Genomic DNA, 16,943 nt, shown 5'->3' on the forward strand with positions numbered 1-16,943 from the left:
GGCTTTCGATGAATTTCTCGACGAAGTCGCTTAATTCAGTTTCGACTTCAAATCCTGCAGGGAGGCGTTGAACAGGTCGGCGCCGGCCTTGGCGTCGATCTTGCCGGCCAGCAGCGCGCGCGCGGCTTCGACCGCGATGTCGACAGCGCTGGCACGCACTTCGCCGATCGCTTCGCGCTCGGCCTGGCCGATCTTCTGCTCGGCCAAGGCGGTGCGCCGGGCGACATAGTCCTCGGTCTTCTGGTGCGCCTCGGCGGCAAGCATGTCGGCTTCACGCTTGGCGGCGGCAACGATGGCCGCCGCCTCCTGCTCGGCTTCCTTGCGCTTGCGCTGGTATTGGCCAAGCAGCTGCTGTGCCTCTTCGCGCAACCGGCGCGCCTCCTCGAGCTCGGAGCTGATCTTGTCGGCCCGCGCATCGAGCGCCTTGGCGATCATGCCCGGCACCTTGATGTAGATGGCGATGCCGAGGAAGATTACGAGGGCAACCGTTGCCCAAAGCGTCGCGAGAGATGTGGCGTCCATGATGCGCTCCTCACCCGGCCACGGATTTGACCGCGGCCGCGATTTCGGCCTTGCTGGCCTTGCCGCCGACAAGCGCCTCGACGATGGCCGAAGCGGTGTCCTCGGCGATCGCGCCGACTTCCTTCATGGCATTGGCCTTGATGGAAGAAATACGCGCCTCGGCCTCGCCAAGCTTCTGGTCAAGCGCTGCCTCGATCGTCTTGCGGGCAGCTTCGGCTTCCGCCTTCGCCGCATCGTTGGCCTGCTGACCGATCGCATTGGCCTTGCCCTTGGCTTCCGCCAATTCCTGCTCATAGGCGGCAACGGCGGCATCGGCCTCGCTTTTCAGCCGGGCAGCATGATCGAGATCCTGCGTGATACGGTCGTTGCGAACGTCGATGATGCCGCCGACGCGCGGCATCACTACCCGTTTCAAGAAGAGGTAGAACAGCCCGAAAGTGATTGCCAGCCACACCAGCTGTGACGGGTACGTTGCCGGATTGAATGGCGGGAACGTGCCGTGCGCCTCGGCAGGCACGCCGGTGGCGGCGTGCGTGTCGGCTTCCGTTGCGGCGGGCGCGGACTCTTGCGCAAAGGCAGATGTCACGAACATGGACTATCCCCGAAATTCAGGCCCGCCGCAGGATCGCGGCCGGCCTGTTCTATTCTTCCCAATGTTCAGCCGAACAAATATTCAGCCGAACAGGGCGAGAAGCGCGATGAGAAGCGAGAAAATACCCAGCGCTTCGGTCACGGCGAAGCCGAAAATCAGGCGGCCGAACTGGCCGTCGGCGGCCGACGGGTTGCGCAGCGCGCCCGCCAGATAGCTGCCGAAGATGTTGCCGAGGCCAACGCCCGCGCCGCCCATGCCGAGGCATGCGATGCCGGCGCCGATGTACTTTGCTGCTTCTGCGTCCATTTGTTCAACTCCTTTGGATCTAAAATTCCGTTGCAAATTCGATCCGGCGGCAATGCCGGAACCTAGTTAGTGCCCGGGATGCAGGGCGTCGTTGAGATACATGCAGGTCAGCACGGCAAAGACGTAGGCCTGCAGGAACGCGACCAGCAGCTCCAGCGCCGTCAGCGCCACGGCCATCGCCAGCGGCAGAACCGAGCCCGCCACGCCGACCGCGCCGAGCGCGCTCAGGCTGACGACAAATCCCGAGAACACTTTCAGCGTGATGTGACCGGCGAGCATGTTGGCGAACAGACGAACCGACAGGCTGACCGGACGCGAGACGAAGGAAATCACCTCGATCAGCACCACCAGCGGCAGCAGGTAGACCGGCACGCCATGCGGGACGAACAGCTTCAGGAAGCCAAGGCCGTGCTTGGTGAAGCCGTAGACGACGACCGTTCCGATCACCAGCGCGGCGAGGCCGAAAGTGACGATGATGTGGCTGGTGACGGTGAAGAAATACGGGAACAGGCCAAGCAGGTTGGCGACAAGCACGAACATGAACAGCGAGAACACGAACGGGAAGAACTTCATGCCCTGCGTGCCCGCGGCGTCCCTCAGCATATTGCCGACAAATTCGTAGGCCATTTCCGAGACCGACTGAAGGCGGCCCGGAACCAGGCTGCGGCTCGACGTGCTGAGATAGAGAAACGCCGCCGCGACGGCAACCGTCGCAAGCATGAACAGAGCCGAATTGGTGAAAGACAGGTCGTAGCCGCCGATGTGAATCGGAACGATCGGATGGATCTGGAACTGGTGGATCGGATCGACCTTGTCAGCAGCCACTTTAAATCCCCATCAAAGCCGCAGACGGCTTCAGCATTCTGTTCAATGCGCCGGCATGCGGCGCCTCAATTCATTCTTTCGGATCGCGCGGTTTGTCGCCCGTTCCGAATTCCGACACAAGCCCGGCTGAACGCAGGACATTGAGCACGCCGGCGCCAAAACCCAGCAGCAGCCCGACTATCAGACCCCATGGCGATGTCCCCGCCACGCGATCGATAAACCAGCCGAGAGCCGCACCGACCACTATCCCGGCGATGAACTCGCTGGACAGCTTGAGCGCCTGGCCGTACCCGGCCACACTGCCCGTTTTCGCGTCGTCTTTCCCCTCGAGCCGATCCGGCCGCCTTGTCGCAAGCGATGCTTCAAGGTCGCGCCGGCGGCGCTCAAGATCGTCGTCGCGGATGTCGGCTTCATGCTGCTTGCCGCGGCCGGTTTTGCCGGTTCCGTCTGGCCCATTCTTGTCGGCCACGCAACCCCCCTGCCCGGTCAGACCGTCACCGTCCGTCCGCTTCTTAAAGTCGCCGGCAACATAGTTAGAGGGTCCGCGCCCGTCAAGCCACGGGCGGATCTTCAAGCTCAAGTATTTTTTCGTTATGAATCAGCTACTTGCCTGGGTGCGACATCGTGCCCGACGCGGTCTCCGGCGGGCTGCGGCCGAATCCCCACAGCGATGCGTCTTCCATCGGCCGCTCTCGCGGGAAAGATGCAAGGGCCGCCAGAGCGCTTAGCTCCAGCCGCCGCCATAGGTGCGGTAGAAGATATGCAGGCCGATCCTGGTCATTTTCTGCATCGTCCGCGCCCAGCCCGGATGGACGTAGTTGGCGTAATAATGGGTCGACGAGCCGACTTCCGGAATGAAGATCTTGCCGGCTGTCACGGCCATGGCGACATCCTGGGCGGTCTTGTAGGCAGCGGGGTTGTCGATCCGCTTCTTCCTGCCGTCGCAGGCGAAGGAAAACTGACAGCGGTTGAACCAGTTGTCGTTCTGGTAGACGACGCCGCAGATCGAGTTCGGATAGGCCGGGTTGCGGACACGGTTGAGGATGACCTGGGCGACGGCGGCCTGGCCGCGCACGGACTCGCCGCGCGCTTCGAAATAGATGCCGTTGGCGAGACAGGCCTGCTCCGGTTTGGAAAAGACGCTCGCCGGCAGCGGCGTCTGCATCCAAGAATGATCGCCCTTGCTCAGCGGCGGAATGAAGCGGCCATCGTTCGGGTCCTCGTCCTGCAGCAAGGCCTCGAAAGGCGACGCCTTGGCGTAATCGGGGGCCGACGAGGCATAGGCGGTCGCCAGCACGTCGGGATGATCGTTGTTGACCAGCGCGGCAAGCATCGCCGGCACGCCGGAATCCGGCTTCTTGTCGACGCGCGTGTGGAAGGAGGCCGCGATCTGGATTTCCTTGCCTTTGATCTCGGGCTTGGCGAAGGCCATCCTCAGGCCGCTGTCCATGCTGGGGCGGAGCAGCGAGGAGGTTCGCTCGAAGATCGAGCCGGCGTTGAAGTTCTTCGGTGGCGAGACGGGCGAGACCTGGATGATGCGGCCCTTCTTGTCGGCACGCGTGATACGGTTCTCGTCCGGCGACGTGCCGGCGATGCCGCCCTTGCCGCGAAACGAGACGGAGCCGATGCCGGGCAGTTGGACGCCGGAGCCGGAGAGCGAGCCGGTGCTGCTGGAATCGAGGAAGGGCATTTCGGCGGCGTGAACGGAGCCGGCGACGGATTTCTCGACATAGGCGTTCCAGCGGACGCTCGGCGCCTCAAGACCGGAGACCAGGCTTGTCATGTCCTGATAGGCAACGACACTCGGAAAGCCGATCCAGATGCCAAGGCCAATAATAAACGGAGACAGGAAGGAACGCTTTTTCTCACCGGCGGCGGCGACAAGCCGCGTCAAAACACGTCGATGCACGGAACTCTCCAGAAACGCAACGGACCCCACTGGAGAGCTACAATGATGCATTAACCTTGATGGGGCGTTAACAGCTTAGAACCTTGTTTTCCCATCTCGTGTCGAAGTCAGGCGCTTTTGCGGCTGCCCGTTGGCGGAAGAAAGATCGGCCAGGCGATCAGCGCGCAAATAGCCGCACCCAGCCAGACGCCTGCCCACGAGCAGAGCACGAGAAGCCCGGGAATGGCGATCGGCACCAGGAAGAAGGCGATGAAGACCAGGCTGTTGGCAAGGCCGAGCGCCGTTCCGGCCTGGCTGGCGCCGGCCAGCGTCGCAAGCTCGGTGTAGGCGACGCCATGCCAGGAGGAGACGCAGATGCCGGCCACGACGAGCATCGCAACGATCGCCAGCGACAGCATCGGCGCTTGGCCTGACAAGAGTTGGGCCGAAAACAAGACGAGCGCCGCAAGCACGGTGAAGGCGGCCACGCTCAGCATGCTGCACAGACGCAGGAACGACCGGCGGTTGCGGTGACGGTCGGTGTAGCGGCCGCTCCAGACGCGCATGACCATGGCGCCGACCTGCACGGCAGCCAGGCTGGCGCTGATCACGGCTGTTCCCATGCCGGCAAAATCATGCAGGAAGACGGAAGCAAAGGTGAGCACGGCCACCTGTGGGAAGCACAGCAGGCCGATGGCTGTCGCGATGCGCCAGACGGCCGGGTTGCGCAGCGGCGCGGGGCCGGCCGGCTTTGCCGCGCTGCTCGAATGGGCATCGTCGTGCGCCGGCGGCTGATGCAGCCAGCGCCAGGCGAGTGAGGTCGAGACGGCGGATGCAGCCGCCAGAAGTCCGAAGACCGCCGTGAAGCCATGGGCCGAAGCGAGCGGCAGCACCAGCGCGCCAAGCCCGCCGCCAAGCGGCACCGCCGTCTGCCTGATGCTCATGGCAAAGCCACGCTCGCCTTCGCCGAACCAGGCCATGATGGAGCGGCCGCTGGAGCCGTTGACGCTGCCGCCGAGCAATCCGGTGACCAGCAGGGCAGCGGCGAGAAGCGCGACGCCGGGAATTTGGGTTGGTGACGGCACGACCAGCGCGGCCATGACGAGCAGCCACACCGCGGTTGCGCCGAGCCCGGTCAGCAGCACGCGGCGGTCGCCCCAGCGATCGGTCAGCAGCCCCCACGGCAACTCGCTCAGCGCCACGCCCAAGCCGAGAAGGCCAAGCGCCAGACCGAGCTCGCCATTGGAGAGATGATAGCCCGAGCGTAGGAACACCGCCGTGGCCGGAATGCCGGAGAAGGTCGCGGAGAAGCAGGCGTTGGCGGCGACGCCGATACCCAGCACCTTCCAGCGATGATTGGGTCGAAGCACCGCCGCCTCTGACAGCGTGGTAACGGCGGCCGGGCGACGCGGTTTGCAATCTGCTCGTATGGCGACAGCGGACATGGTTCAGCTCCTGCATGGGCTGGTTGCGTTCGGTTCTTGACGCGCTGTCTCTACCGCCATAACTTCGTACTGAATATCAGGAAGTTTTTCAGTTAACGTCCCAAATATCAGGATTATTGCTATGCGACGCGTGACATTCGATCTCGACGTTCTGCGCAGCTTCGTTGCCGGCATGGAGCTGGGCAGCTTCGCCAAGGCCGCCGACCGGCTCGGCCGCTCGACCTCGGCAATCAGTGCGCAATTAAAGAAGCTGGAGGAGCAGGCGGCGACGCCGATCTTCCGCAAATCTGGGCGTGGCCTGGCGCTGACGGACGCGGGCGAGACCATGCTCGGCTACGCGCGCCGGCTGATCGAGCTCAATGACGAGGCCGCGTCCGCCATCCACGATGTCGAGCTGGAGGGTTGGGTACGGCTTGGGCTACAGGAGGATTTCGGCGAGGCGGTGCTGCCGGAGGTGCTCGGGCGCTTCGCCCGCGCCCATCCCAAGGTCAAGATCGAGGCCAGGATCGCACGCAGCCATGAGCTTGCCGAAAGGATCATTTCGGGCAGCCTCGATATCGCGCTTGCCTGGCACAATGGCGCGACGCTGCCCTACGGCCGGCATGTCGCCGACGTCCAGATGCGCTGGATCGGCCCGGCAAAACAGATCGAGACCTGCCTGCGCGATGGCGAGCCGTTGCCGCTGGTGGCGCTCGAAGCGCCGTGCCTGCTGCGCAGCGTGGCGACCGAGACGCTGGACCGCGCCGGCCTGGCATGGCGGATGGCCTTCTCCAGCCCGAGCCTTGGCGGCATCTGGGCAGCCGTCGCCGCCGGGCTCGGACTGACGATCCGCACCGATATCGGCCTGCCGGCCAGCGTCAGGGCGATGACGCCGGAGATCGCCGGGCTTCCCGCCTTGCCCAAGATGGCGCTGTTCCTGCATCGCAAGGAGGCCGAGCCCGATCCGATAGCGGCGCGGCTTGGCGACATCCTGCTGCAGGCGGCGCTGGAAGCGTTGCCGGGAAGTGGCGACGCGGATGGTCTGAGGAAAGCGGCTTAGCGCAGACGAGCCGAAAGGGCCGCAGGCGCTCCATAACTTAGTCGGTCGAAGAAGCAGTAATGCTGGCGATCCCTCGCGCCCCTCTGTCCTGCCGGATATCTCCCCCTCGAGGGCCGCACGAGGGGGAGGTTGGCAGCTTCGCCGTCCCACCCGTCTTTCGGCGTCGGAGATTGGCTAAAAGCGGAGGGAACGGCCAATCTCCCCCGGCCGGCGAACAGGTGTTCCAGGTGCGCAAGCGATGCGGATCGGCGCGCCGGGCATGTCGAAAGCCGCCTCTATGCTACCAACATGCTTACCTAACGCCCGTCATCGGCGAGCGGTCTCTTGTTTCAATGAGGTTTTTCGGTGACGTGCTGGTCCGGTTCAGGGGATAATTCCCCGAGGGCCCCGGCGTAGCTGAATCTGGCGGGTACCGCAGCATTTCTTGAACTTCATACCTGAACCGCAAGGACATTGATCATTGCCGCCGCGCTGCAGCCGGCCGACCAGGGGCAGCAGCGCCGCGGAAGGCAGGAGCGCTGCCGCTAGGGCAGCCAACTTGCCCGAGATTCCCGGTACGACGAGGCGACGACCGGATTTGAACGCTCGCCACGCCTGTTCGGCCACATACTTCGGATCCACCTTGGGCAAGATGTTGAAGAGCACCGTCTGATTGGCGCCTGATCTTGCGAGAAACTCCGTGGACACCGGGCCTGGTGCAACGCATGTGACCGTCACACCGGTTCGGCGCAATTCCTGGTGAAGCGCCTCTGAGAAGAAGCGCACGAAAGCTTTGCTAGCGAAGTACAGAGCCATATAAGGCCCGGGAACGAACCCGGCCAAGGAACTGAGATTGAGCACCCCGCCCCGTCGGCGCGCTACCATTCCCGGCAGAAAATGAAGGGTCAGTTCTGTGAGGGAATGTATATTGAGATCGATGATGCCGAGTTGACCATCAATAGGCAGCGCCGTCGTCGCGCCCCGCAGGCCATAGCCGGCGCTGTTGACCAGGACATCACAGACCAGGCCGTGTGCGGACAGAAAGCCCTCCAGGCGCGTTGGCGCATCGCCTGCCACGAGATCCAACTCGAGCGTAAATGCCTCGCCGCCGGCCTCCCTAACCTCAGACGCCGCGGCGGCCAAACCCTCAGGCGAGCGGGCAACCAGCACAACCGCACCGCGCTCCCTTGCAGCGACGCTCGCAATCGCCCGGCCAATTCCACCCGAACCGCCAATCACGACGATAGCTGGCCGGAATTCACAGTGCGAAATCACGTCGCGTTCCTCTGTCTTGCAGGAGCGGAAACACCTTGACCGAGCAGCACCACTTCATTGGCGACAGTGCCGTTCAGAATCTTTTCGAATCTCTCCAGTGCTCGTGCGACGTTCGCTCCATCCATGACCCGGTGATCGTAGTGGATGCGGACATTCACCGATCCGTCTTTGCCGATCGGACCGTAGTTTAGAAGGGTGGTCAGTGGTGTCAGCGGGTTGAGTGATTCCGCACCGAGACCAGAATAGACGGACAGTTGGAAGGTACCGAAGTAATTTGCCCTTTGCCGGGCGATGTTCAACCCTAGCCACATAAGCAGCCACCTGACTGGCGCGGGCGCACCTGCCATGCGCAAGGCACGCCGAAACTCCGGGACCTCCTGGATCGGCCGTGATCGAGCCGCGTGGATGGATCGCTCAAGTTCCGTGATGGAGTAGCGCTCCGGGCATTTGATGCAGCTCAGCAGAACGGCCGGCTCGCCATCATATTCGCGTTCGTGGGCAATCGAGGCTACGCTTGCCGGATACTCGTAAAGCTGCGGCCAGGGCAACTTGACATAGGCGCGCCGCAACTCCGGGGTCTCTAGGGCAAGAAGCGCATACCCTTTCAGGAAGATCGCGGTCCACGAGGGCCTGGTCTGCTGCGCCATTCTAGCCCTTACGAGTGGGCCGAGATTCATCTGACGCTGCACCGCGACCCGTGGCACGCCGATCGAAAACCTCATCAGGTCGCCAACAAGGCGCCGGGGCGCGGAAAGCTTGAGGGCTCGGCCTCGCATAAAACGACCTCTAATAAAGATAAGGGAATATTCGCTTGGTCCTTTCCATATAGACACGGTATTGCGAGCCTAAATTCTCCAGCATCATACGCTCTTCCTTATCCACTCTCAGCAGGAAAAGGACTGCGAAACCAACCAAACCCGATATGCCCGCAACCCAGTTCGGCAGCAGAAAGAGCTGGCCGAGCCCCATAAGCAGGAAAGAGGTGTACATAGGGTGACGGACCAAGGCGTATGGCCCGGCGCTGACCAGTTCATGCCGTTCGCGAATCTCGAGCGTAATCGACCAGTTACGGCCAAGTTCCTTGTGGGATAAGCGAAAAATCCACAGCGCCGAGCAGAAGATGATGGTTCCGAGCGCCACCGACCACACGCTGGCCGGATGATCAGCCGCTGCGGGGATGCCGGTGGCGACATAGAAGCCAGGCAGGATCGCCAGGCCAAGGAGAGCCGATGCAAGCCCGACGGTGTCGGAACTTGAGCGGCCGCCAGCTACTATTCGCACGCGCCTTGCCCGGCGCTCGAAGGGATACCGGATCACGTACCAAGCGACGATGCCGATCACCCATATGATCTCGCCAAGTGAGGCTAAAGCAATGGTCACTTCAGGTCACCAGCGCCCTTTCTGCGATCGCGACTGTAGCAGCTGCCCCTGAGTATGGCCACTTCACCCATCGCCTCGATTTCGTCACCGGCCTACCTTCAGGCGCAGCGATCCTCTCCGAGTTAGTCCGCACACGCGAAAGCCGGAGGGGCAGTACCGATCGCATTCGGTCCCATTCATCCCTCGAATCTTGGTTATGTATTCATCTCCCGAAGCTTGGTTATGAATTGTTGCGGCCGGAGCTGAATGGCGGGAGTCTTATATCCCATGGAATGAGCGATGTCCGCCACGAAGCCGTTGCAGTTCAAGACCGTCGCCTGCCAGACATGCGAGCTCGCCTGCAGCTTGCGGATGTAGGCAACGACTTTGTCGTATTCGGCCCGGGTCAATATGATTTGCCAGCTTGCGGATCTGTATGGTTCTTCCAGATCACCGTCGCTCCACCCGGTTTCGGCTGGCACCGGCACGATATGGCCCAGAACATAGGGAACCGCACTGTTCGAAGCCGGATGAAGGCCCGCGACTTGGGGATCGATCATTCTCCCGGCCCGGTCCAGGCGCCCAAAAACTGCGTAGGTGTGGCCGTAGCTTAGGGCGTAGCGGGAGCGGAACTCGATGAAGTACCGCTCGTCGTTTTTTTTAGGCGCAGCTCCGCCATCGGCATAAGATACGAAATTCGGCTGGGGCGGCAGGTCTTTCGTCTGACATGCCGCTGCCGGGAGGGCCACCAACGCCACAAGCAAGAGACGGCTACTTACAAGCGTCATCGCCGCGTCCATTCCCGAACTTCACAATGCACAGACCTAATAACGGCCTATGCCCGCCAACCGCGCCGTACGCTATGAAGCCGGCCAAAGCCCCGGCTGCGTATGTATGGGGAAGGGCTTGGCACCCCTTCCCCATACAAGCCGGTCCTTACTTAATCACTGGTTCCTCTACCGGAGCGGGTGCCGGAGCCTTACCCTTTCCTTTGCCGATCCAGTCGTTCGCGCAGCCGCTCAGGCTGGCAACGGCGAGCACAGCAACCATTGCAACCAATATCCTGTTCATCAAGCAATCCTTTCCCCGGGGGCGGAATAGCCTATAGAATCGCCACAACTAAAACGATATGCAGCCCCACCAAGTTAGCTGCGATCTACACCAACGCCTAGTGCAGAAATGACACAGTTGGCATCCAGTTGCCGGCGGCACCTTTGCGGTGACGTGCTGGCAGGGTTCACCATCCAACGGAGATCAGGCCTGCCCACCATCAAACAACCACCACCGTCGTGCCCAAAGGAGTACGGTCGTAGAGGTCAATGACGTCGTCATTTATCATACGGATGCACCCGTTCGATACCGCTGTGCCTATCGTCCATGGCTCGTTTGTACCATGTATCCGGAAGTGGGTGTCGCGCCCGTCTTGATAGAGATAAAGGGCACGCGCACCAAGCGGGTTGTTTGGTCCGCCAGGGACCCCCCCTGCATACTTCACCAGGCGCGGCTTGCGCTGCATCATGCTGGCGGTGGGTGTCCACGACGGCCAGTCCGCCTTGCGGCCGACGGTCGCTGTACCCTTGAACGAAAGTCCCTGCTCGCCGACGCCGACGCCGTAGCGCGTCGCCCACCCGTCCGTCTCGACGGCATAGAGAAAACGTTGCGAAGTATCGACGACGATCGTTCCGGCCGGCTCGTTTCCGTCGTACCGCACATGCTGCCGTCGGTAACGAGGATTCAGGCCAAGCCTTGGTCCGAACGCGGATGAAATCGACGTACATCCGGAGACCATCAGAGCCAGACTACCCAGCACGAGCCCCCGGCGCGCAATGTGGTGTTCTTCCATTTGTACCTGCTAGGAAACTGGTCATCTACCGCCGCCCTCGTCTCTACCATTCCAAGGCCTGCGGGCCAAGTCTCGCTTTGTGATGGCAAAATGAATTCACAGGATTGACAAGCGAATTGGAGCGAAACTTCTTGCGATAACCGTCTGCCTCTGTTCGGTTATGTCAAAATTGGCATAGGACAGAGACGATGAAGCCTGACTTCCATGGTAAAGTCGCGATTGTGACCGGCGCAGGCTCCGGAATAGGGGCGGCTGTTTCACGGCAACTCGCGCAAGAAGGAGCCGAGATTGTTGTCGCCGACCTTGATGCCGAGGCCGCGCACTGCAGAGCCGCCGAAATAAGCTCGCAAGGCGGCAGGGCCTACGACTTTGCGGTAGATGTCACGGATGCGGCAGCCGTGGAAAAGCTGATCGAGTTCACTGTCCAGAAATGCGGCGGACTGGATATGGCGGTAAACAATGCAGGTATCGACGGCATTCGAAAAGCCACGGCAGACTATCCGCTCGACAACTGGCACAAGCTGATAAACGTCAATCTAAATGGCGTTTTCTACAGCATGAAGTACGAAATCGCCGCGATGCTGGATCGAGGCGGAGGCGCCATCGTGAACATGTCCTCCGTTCTCGGTTCCGTCGGCTTGCCAACTGCGTCCGCTTACACGGCAGCGAAACACGGGGTCGTTGGATTAACCAAGGTTGCGGCGATTGAATATGCGAGGATGGGCATCCGGATCAATGTCGTCGGCCCCGGCTGGATCGAAACGCCTCTTTTATCGGAGCAAATGGAGGCATTAGCCAGCCGGCGCATGGCAGGTCTTCAGCCGATGGGCAGGCGCGGGAAACCGGAAGAGGTAGCGGCTCTTGTATGCTTCCTCTTGTCCGACCAGGCCAGCTTTATCACTGGCAGCTACCATCTGGTGGACGGAGCTTACACCGCCCATTAGGTGCAGAGGCGGCCCCCACTCGCGCCGGCCAGCGTCAGGGCGATGACGCCGGAGATCGCCGGGCTGCCCGCACTGCCTGAGATGGCGCTGTTCCCGCATCGCAAGGAAGGCCGAGCCAGACCCGGCGGCGGCGCGACTTGCCAACATCCTGCTGCAGGTGTCGGTGGAATCGCCTCCCCGAAAATGTGCAGGCGCTGCCCGCGAGCGGCCTGCGGAGCGTAGCCTGATGCTGGCGCCCAGAGGACCCGCAGCTCAGCGGCGCTTCTTTGCCCTGCTGGCGAACGGGTTGTCCGAGGTGCGCAAGGCGATGCGGATCGGCACGCCGGGCATGTCGAAAGCCTCGCGCAGGCTGTTCGAGAGATAGCGGACATAGGATTGCGGCATCGCATCGGGGCGTGAGCAGGAGACGACGAAGCCGGGCGGCCGCGTCTTGGCCTGCGTGACATATTTGATCTTCAGCCTACGCCCGGCGACGGCGGGCGGCGGATGATGCGCCAGGATGCCCTCCAGCCAGCGGTTGAGCTTGCCGGTTGAGACACGGCTGTTCCAAACTCGATGCGTCCTGATGACAGCATCCATCAGCTTGTCGAGCCCGCGCCCGGTCTCGGCTGACACCGGCACCGCCTGCATGCCGCGCGCCTGTGGAAGAAGCCGCTCGGTTTTCTCGCGCAGCTCGGCCAGCAGCTCCTGGGGATGATCGACAAGGTCCCATTTGTTGAAGGCGATCACCGGGGCACGGCCCTCGCGGATGATCAGGTCGGCGATCTGCAGATCCTGCTTCTCGAAGGGAATAGTCGCGTCGAGCACGATGATGACGATCTCGGCAAAGCGGATGGCGCGCAAGCCGTCCTGCACCGACATCACCTCGAGCTTTTCGTGGATCCTGGCCTTGCGGCGCATACCGGCGGTATCGAACAGTTTTAGCCGGCGGCCATGCCAGTCCCAGTCGACCGAGATGGAATCGCGAGTGATGCCGGCCTCAGGGCCGGTCAGCAGCCGCTCCTCGCCGATCAGCGCGTTGATCAGCGTCGACTTGCCGGCGTTGGGACGGCCGACGACGGCGATGCGCATCGGCTTGGTATCGTCATAGCTCGGCTCGGCGTCCGGGTCGGTGATGTCTTCGCCGATCAGCACCTCGCTGGCGGCGATCTCCTCCTCGCCAGCCTCTTCGTCCTCGCCGAAGGCGCGCGCCTCGCCCAGTGCGGCGATCACCGCATCGCGCAAATCGGGCAGGCCCTGGCCATGTTCGGCCGAGACCGGGATCGGCTCGCCAAGGCCGAGTTCCCATGCCTCCAGCATGCCGCCCTGGGCGCCGCGCGCCTCGGCCTTGTTGGCGACGACGACAACCGGCTTGCCGGACTTGCGCACGATCTCGGCGAAAGTCTTGTCGTCGGGCATCAGCCCGGACTTGGCGTCGATCGTGAAAAAGATCAGGTCGGCCTCGCGGATGGCGATCTCGGTCTGGGCGCGCATGCGGCCGGGCAGCGTCGAGGCGGCCGCATCCTCGAAACCGGCGGTGTCGATGACGTCGAAATGCAGATCGTAGAGCTTTGCGGCATGGACGCGTCGATCGCGGGTGACGCCGGGCGTGTCGTCGACAAGCGCCAGCTTCCTTCCCACCAGCCGATTGAAAAGGGTCGATTTGCCGACGTTAGGCCGGCCGATGATGGCGACTTTGAAGGTCATCCGGCCCTGCTATGCATGTCGTTGCCCCAAAACCGCTGCGCACTTTTGGGCGACATGCATTACGATACACCGCCCGAGCCGCGGATCAGCTCGGACATCAGTGTCGCCCGCTCTCGCGTGTTGCGCGGGGCGCCGTCATCCGCGGCGATCTGGTCGAACAGCTTCAATGCATCCGCCGCCTTGCCTTCCTTCCAGGCGGCAAGGCCAAGCGCCTCGCGCGCCGTATGGCGCAGCGTGTTGGTGTCGGCGGTGAGCGCCTCGACGCGGCTGGAGACATCGGCGAAAGTGCCATGGTCGACCAGGAGCAGCGCTGCCCTGAGCCGCGCCATGTCGCGAATGCCGGAGGGGATCTTGGTGTCGGCGGCGACCTCGTCGAAATCCTTGACGGCGGCATCGACGTCGCCCTTGTCCGCCTTGACGGTTGCCGCACGCATGCGGGCGAGCAGCGGATAGGCGCCGTAGCCGTCCTTCTCAAGCCCCTCCAGAGCGGCAAGCGCCTCGTCGTTCTTGCCCTCATTGGCAAGCTTTAGCGCTTGCGAGAAGGCATCCCCAGAGCGGTTGGCGCGGGTCTCATCCCAATAGCGGTAGCCGACGACAGCAGCCGTGCCGAGCACCACCAGCACGGCCAGCACAAGCACGGCGGGACCGAAACGGTCCCACAGCGCATGCGCCTGATCGCGACGAATCTCTTCGTTGACTTCGCGGATAAAACTGTCGTCCGACATGGATCAAAACCATTCATGCCCCGGCCGGGGCGGTTGATGAGCCCGCGTTTTAGCGAAATTTTGCCGGCATGGAAGGGGTTCGGCAGGAAAATCGCCCATTCATGAGGCAGTTACCGGGAGCAGCGACCGAAAAGGTCGATCGTACCCACGCCACATTTCGCCGGTAGGCGGTGCTTCTACATTCCCTAATCAAGTCAGATGCCTTTGCCCCGTTTGTCCAGCGTTATTGCGTTTTCGCTCGCGTCGCTTGCCGCCGGCGCGGCTTTTGCCGACCCGCCGGCGCCGCCGGCAAAACCGAAGCAGATCGTCATCATCTCGTTCGACAGCGCCCGCGACATTTCGCAGTGGCAGCGGAGCCGGGAGCTGGCCGCACGCACAGGTGCGCATTTCACCTATTTCGTCTCCTGCGTGTTCCTGTTATCGCCCGAGACGCGCAAGGAATACACCGCGCCAGGCAAGACAGAAGGCAAATCGAATATCGGCTTCGCCGCTTCCAAACAGGAAGTCGCCGAGCGGCTCGAGCAGATCAACCTTGCCGCCTCCGAAGGCCACGATATCGGCAGCCATGGCTGCGGCCATTTCGACGGCAAGGACTGGAGCAACGCCGACTGGCTGAGCGAGTTCGGCTCGTTCAAGCATATTCTCGAAAACGCCTATTCGATCAACGGCATCGCACCCGAACCAAAGGGATGGCGCGATTTCGCGCGCAAGGCGGTGGTCGGGTTCCGCGCGCCTTATCTGTCGGCAAACAAGGCGCTTTACGAGGTGCTGCCCGCGGCCGGTTTCTTGCTCGACGCAAGCGGCGTCTCGCGCGGACCGGTCGAGCCGCCGACCATCAACGGCATCACGCGCTTTTCGCTGCCGCAGATCCCGGAAGGGCCGAGCTCAAGGCGGGTGATCGCCATGGACTACAATCTCTATGTCAGGCATTCCGGCGGCTTCGAGCGGCCGAGCATGGCAGAAGAGTTCGCCGATCGAACCTATCACGCGTTCCGCGCCGCCTTCGATGCGCAATACCAGGGCAAGCGCATTCCGCTTGAGCTCGGCTTCCACTTCACGCTGATGAACGACGGCGCCTACTGGAACGCGCTGGAACGCTTTGCCGGCGAGGTCTGCGTCAAAGCGGACGTCGAGTGCATCAGTTTTCGCGATTATGTCGCGCGGCGAGGCGAACGGCAGGCGGCGGTGGGCGGCTGAGCGGAAGCGCTCGCCCGCCCGATTTTCTTAGCTTGCTGGCTGATCCTCAGGGCGCAGGCCAGCTTGCTCCCGTTCCAGATAGTGCTGATCGATTACCGGCAGCGGTGCCCCTTCAAGGGTCGCTTCGAACGCGCGCAGACGTTTGTAGATAGAAATCAACTCGACGATAGTAGGCCAGGAATTGACGAGATACTGGAACGAACTGGCGACTTGGGAAAAGGCGGAGACGACCTGCTGAAAAATGCCGAAGCTTATCTTGCCTACAGCGAGAGTCGGAACAAGAATAAGTGTGGCGAAAACATTGTCTACCTGGAGATAGAGATACCGGACCATGTCGAAGTAGACATAATGAGCGTAGAGGGTGAAATAGTTCTTCCGAACATTCGCGAACAGCTCAGCTAGGGTTGGCGGTTGCGCTCTTGCCATATCGTCCTCACCAAGGACAAGTTCCTTGCGCAGAGCGGCTTCAACCCGTTGATTCCGAAATTCCAGGCCAGGAAGCTTGACCCCGACCACGGCCAACAACCCAGTGCCGAACAACGACCAAACGATTGCGGCGATGACCAGCGGATAGGGAATCGCTCCGACGATGGGAAGGGTTGGGACATGACGAGACAGAGCTGCCAGCAAGGGCAGGAATGCGATGAGGGTCATAACGGAATCGATGAAGTTCACTCCCAGCCCTTGCATTGTGCTCGAGAAGCGCATCGTGTCGTCCTGAACGCGCTGCGACGCTCCTTCGATATGACGTAGCCTCGGCCAATAGGCGGTAAAATAGTCGTTCATGGCCGTCCGCCAGCGGAAGACATAGTGCCTGACGAAGAAGACGTTCAAAACCGCGATGGTCATATAGACCAGCGCCAAAGAGAGGAACTGCCACACTCCGTAGTAAAGCTCGGCAGGCGTGACGGAGCTGGGCGTGGTCAGGGCCCTCTGCACCATGTCGTAGAACATGCCACGCCAATCGTTCAGCGCCACACTTATCTGGACGATGAAATTAGTGACAAAAACAACCAAACCAGAACCAAGGATCGACCAGTTCTGCCAGGGATGGGGGGCGTACAGCGCCCAAAAAAGGTAAAATATGCCGATACCGGCGAAGAAATATCCGTAGAACCAGAGGAATGACGGCGTCAGGAATCTCACTGGGCTTATGACAGGCGCGGCCTGCGGATCGACTGGCGGCATGCCAAGCATCGTGCCGAGGTGTTCGCCGCCGAAAAACCAAAGAACAACGAGCAGAAGGCTCCAGACGGCCGCCGAGGTGAAAAACAGCTTCGGCTGCGGAAAAAACGATACAAACACTGTGGGAAAATCC

Annotated in this window: 19 protein-coding genes; 3 read left to right on the forward strand and 16 right to left on the reverse strand. The window is 61.9% G+C overall.

The genetic code is table 11. The annotated features are described in order from the left end of the window. Positions 1-30: 30 nt before the first annotated feature. The 7 genes from NKH83_RS23785 to NKH83_RS23815 all read right to left on the reverse strand — a co-directional run bounded on the left by NKH83_RS23785 (position 31) and on the right by NKH83_RS23815 (position 5,578). A complete protein-coding gene (locus NKH83_RS23785; protein ID WP_352505249.1) occupies positions 31-522 on the reverse strand; it encodes a F0F1 ATP synthase subunit B in 492 nt (163 codons plus the stop codon). Positions 523-532: 10 nt separating this feature from the next. Then, positions 533-1,114 carry a F0F1 ATP synthase subunit B gene (locus NKH83_RS23790; protein WP_254820422.1) on the reverse strand — a complete coding sequence of 194 codons (582 nt, stop codon included), beginning with the start codon at positions 1,112-1,114 and terminating at the stop codon, positions 533-535. Positions 1,115-1,195: 81 nt separating this feature from the next. Then, positions 1,196-1,420, reverse strand: coding sequence for a F0F1 ATP synthase subunit C (locus NKH83_RS23795; RefSeq protein ID WP_254820421.1), 225 nt, complete (start codon positions 1,418-1,420; stop codon positions 1,196-1,198). 66 nt (positions 1,421-1,486) lie between these two features. Beyond that, complete coding sequence (locus NKH83_RS23800) at positions 1,487-2,245, reverse strand: F0F1 ATP synthase subunit A (RefSeq protein WP_352807828.1); 759 nt, start codon at positions 2,243-2,245, stop codon at positions 1,487-1,489. A 70-nt stretch (positions 2,246-2,315) separates the two neighbouring features. Then, complete coding sequence (locus tag NKH83_RS23805) at positions 2,316-2,714, reverse strand: AtpZ/AtpI family protein (protein ID WP_254820419.1); 399 nt, start codon at positions 2,712-2,714, stop codon at positions 2,316-2,318. A 255-nt stretch (positions 2,715-2,969) separates the two neighbouring features. Then, positions 2,970-4,154 (reverse strand): cell wall hydrolase, encoded by a 1,185-nt coding sequence (locus NKH83_RS23810; RefSeq protein WP_352807829.1) that lies wholly within the window; start codon positions 4,152-4,154, stop codon positions 2,970-2,972. Between the two features lie 107 nt (positions 4,155-4,261). Continuing rightward, positions 4,262-5,578, reverse strand: a complete 1,317-nt coding sequence (locus tag NKH83_RS23815) for an MFS transporter (protein WP_352807830.1) — start codon at positions 5,576-5,578, stop codon at positions 4,262-4,264. Between the two features lie 121 nt (positions 5,579-5,699). On the opposite strand from NKH83_RS23815, the gene NKH83_RS23820 reads away from it, so the two are divergent. Continuing rightward, positions 5,700-6,617 (forward strand): LysR substrate-binding domain-containing protein, encoded by a 918-nt coding sequence (locus NKH83_RS23820; RefSeq protein ID WP_352807831.1) that lies wholly within the window; start codon positions 5,700-5,702, stop codon positions 6,615-6,617. A 363-nt stretch (positions 6,618-6,980) separates the two neighbouring features. Here NKH83_RS23820 and NKH83_RS23825 read toward each other — a convergent pair whose 3' ends face one another. The 6 genes from NKH83_RS23825 to NKH83_RS23850 all read right to left on the reverse strand — a co-directional run bounded on the left by NKH83_RS23825 (position 6,981) and on the right by NKH83_RS23850 (position 11,073). Continuing rightward, the gene (locus tag NKH83_RS23825) at positions 6,981-7,871 is read right to left on the reverse strand and encodes an SDR family NAD(P)-dependent oxidoreductase (RefSeq protein ID WP_352807832.1); all 891 of its coding nucleotides are present in this window, start codon (positions 7,869-7,871) and stop codon (positions 6,981-6,983) included. Next, positions 7,868-8,647 (reverse strand): hypothetical protein, encoded by a 780-nt coding sequence (locus NKH83_RS23830; protein WP_352801461.1) that lies wholly within the window; start codon positions 8,645-8,647, stop codon positions 7,868-7,870. The genes NKH83_RS23825 and NKH83_RS23830 overlap by 4 nt, the downstream gene beginning before the upstream one ends. A 10-nt stretch (positions 8,648-8,657) precedes the next feature. After that, the gene (locus tag NKH83_RS23835; RefSeq protein WP_254820426.1) at positions 8,658-9,245 is read right to left on the reverse strand and encodes a protein-S-isoprenylcysteine O-methyltransferase; all 588 of its coding nucleotides are present in this window, start codon (positions 9,243-9,245) and stop codon (positions 8,658-8,660) included. A gap of 200 nt (positions 9,246-9,445) precedes the next feature. Then, positions 9,446-10,018, reverse strand: coding sequence for a hypothetical protein (locus tag NKH83_RS23840; protein WP_352807865.1), 573 nt, complete (start codon positions 10,016-10,018; stop codon positions 9,446-9,448). 148 nt (positions 10,019-10,166) lie between these two features. Next, the gene (locus NKH83_RS23845; RefSeq protein WP_254820414.1) at positions 10,167-10,301 is read right to left on the reverse strand and encodes an ABC transporter; all 135 of its coding nucleotides are present in this window, start codon (positions 10,299-10,301) and stop codon (positions 10,167-10,169) included. A 199-nt stretch (positions 10,302-10,500) separates the two neighbouring features. Next, a complete protein-coding gene (locus NKH83_RS23850) occupies positions 10,501-11,073 on the reverse strand; it encodes a L,D-transpeptidase (protein WP_352476623.1) in 573 nt (190 codons plus the stop codon). Between the two features lie 188 nt (positions 11,074-11,261). Here NKH83_RS23850 and NKH83_RS23855 point away from each other — a divergent pair, with 188 nt between their 5' ends. Beyond that, entirely contained in the window at positions 11,262-12,017 is a 756-nt protein-coding gene (locus NKH83_RS23855) for an SDR family NAD(P)-dependent oxidoreductase (RefSeq protein WP_352476622.1), read from the forward strand. 252 nt (positions 12,018-12,269) lie between these two features. On the opposite strand, the gene der is transcribed toward NKH83_RS23855, so the two are convergent. Continuing rightward, a complete protein-coding gene (gene der, locus NKH83_RS23860; RefSeq protein WP_352807833.1) occupies positions 12,270-13,703 on the reverse strand; it encodes a ribosome biogenesis GTPase Der in 1,434 nt (477 codons plus the stop codon). Positions 13,704-13,762: 59 nt separating this feature from the next. Continuing rightward, complete coding sequence (locus NKH83_RS23865) at positions 13,763-14,428, reverse strand: tetratricopeptide repeat protein (protein WP_352807834.1); 666 nt, start codon at positions 14,426-14,428, stop codon at positions 13,763-13,765. A gap of 198 nt (positions 14,429-14,626) precedes the next feature. Here NKH83_RS23865 and NKH83_RS23870 point away from each other — a divergent pair, with 198 nt between their 5' ends. Next, on the forward strand, positions 14,627-15,625 hold the full coding sequence (locus NKH83_RS23870; RefSeq protein ID WP_502895612.1) for a polysaccharide deacetylase family protein: 999 nt from the start codon (positions 14,627-14,629) through the stop codon (positions 15,623-15,625). Between the two features lie 27 nt (positions 15,626-15,652). Here the strand turns inward: NKH83_RS23870 and sbmA are convergent, their stop codons facing one another. After that, positions 15,653-16,930, reverse strand: a complete 1,278-nt coding sequence (sbmA, locus tag NKH83_RS23875; RefSeq protein WP_352807867.1) for a peptide antibiotic transporter SbmA — start codon at positions 16,928-16,930, stop codon at positions 15,653-15,655. Positions 16,931-16,943: the final 13 nt, after the last annotated feature.

The sequence above is a fragment of the Mesorhizobium sp. M0909 genome (assembly GCF_040319515.1).
Classification (GTDB): Bacteria; Pseudomonadota; Alphaproteobacteria; order Rhizobiales; family Rhizobiaceae; genus Mesorhizobium.

Bases quoted from the DNA above. Each gene is read 5' to 3' on its own strand.
- NKH83_RS23785 (WP_352505249.1), bottom strand. From the start codon at position 522: ATGGACGCCACATCTCTCGCGACGCTTTGGGCAACGGTTGCCCTCGTA.
- NKH83_RS23790 (WP_254820422.1), bottom strand. From the start codon at position 1,114: ATGTTCGTGACATCTGCCTTTGCGCAAGAGTCCGCGCCCGCCGCAACG.
- NKH83_RS23795 (WP_254820421.1), bottom strand. From the start codon at position 1,420: ATGGACGCAGAAGCAGCAAAGTACATCGGCGCCGGCATCGCATGCCTC.
- NKH83_RS23815 (WP_352807830.1), bottom strand. From the start codon at position 5,578: ATGTCCGCTGTCGCCATACGAGCAGATTGCAAACCGCGTCGCCCGGCC.
- NKH83_RS23820 (WP_352807831.1), top strand. From the start codon at position 5,700: ATGCGACGCGTGACATTCGATCTCGACGTTCTGCGCAGCTTCGTTGCC.
- NKH83_RS23830 (WP_352801461.1), bottom strand. From the start codon at position 8,647: ATGCGAGGCCGAGCCCTCAAGCTTTCCGCGCCCCGGCGCCTTGTTGGC.
- NKH83_RS23840 (WP_352807865.1), bottom strand. From the start codon at position 10,018: ATGACGCTTGTAAGTAGCCGTCTCTTGCTTGTGGCGTTGGTGGCCCTC.
- NKH83_RS23845 (WP_254820414.1), bottom strand. From the start codon at position 10,301: ATGAACAGGATATTGGTTGCAATGGTTGCTGTGCTCGCCGTTGCCAGC.
- NKH83_RS23850 (WP_352476623.1), bottom strand. From the start codon at position 11,073: ATGGAAGAACACCACATTGCGCGCCGGGGGCTCGTGCTGGGTAGTCTG.
- NKH83_RS23855 (WP_352476622.1), top strand. From the start codon at position 11,262: ATGAAGCCTGACTTCCATGGTAAAGTCGCGATTGTGACCGGCGCAGGC.
- der (WP_352807833.1), bottom strand. From the start codon at position 13,703: ATGACCTTCAAAGTCGCCATCATCGGCCGGCCTAACGTCGGCAAATCG.
- NKH83_RS23865 (WP_352807834.1), bottom strand. From the start codon at position 14,428: ATGTCGGACGACAGTTTTATCCGCGAAGTCAACGAAGAGATTCGTCGC.
- NKH83_RS23870 (WP_502895612.1), top strand. From the start codon at position 14,627: ATGCCTTTGCCCCGTTTGTCCAGCGTTATTGCGTTTTCGCTCGCGTCG.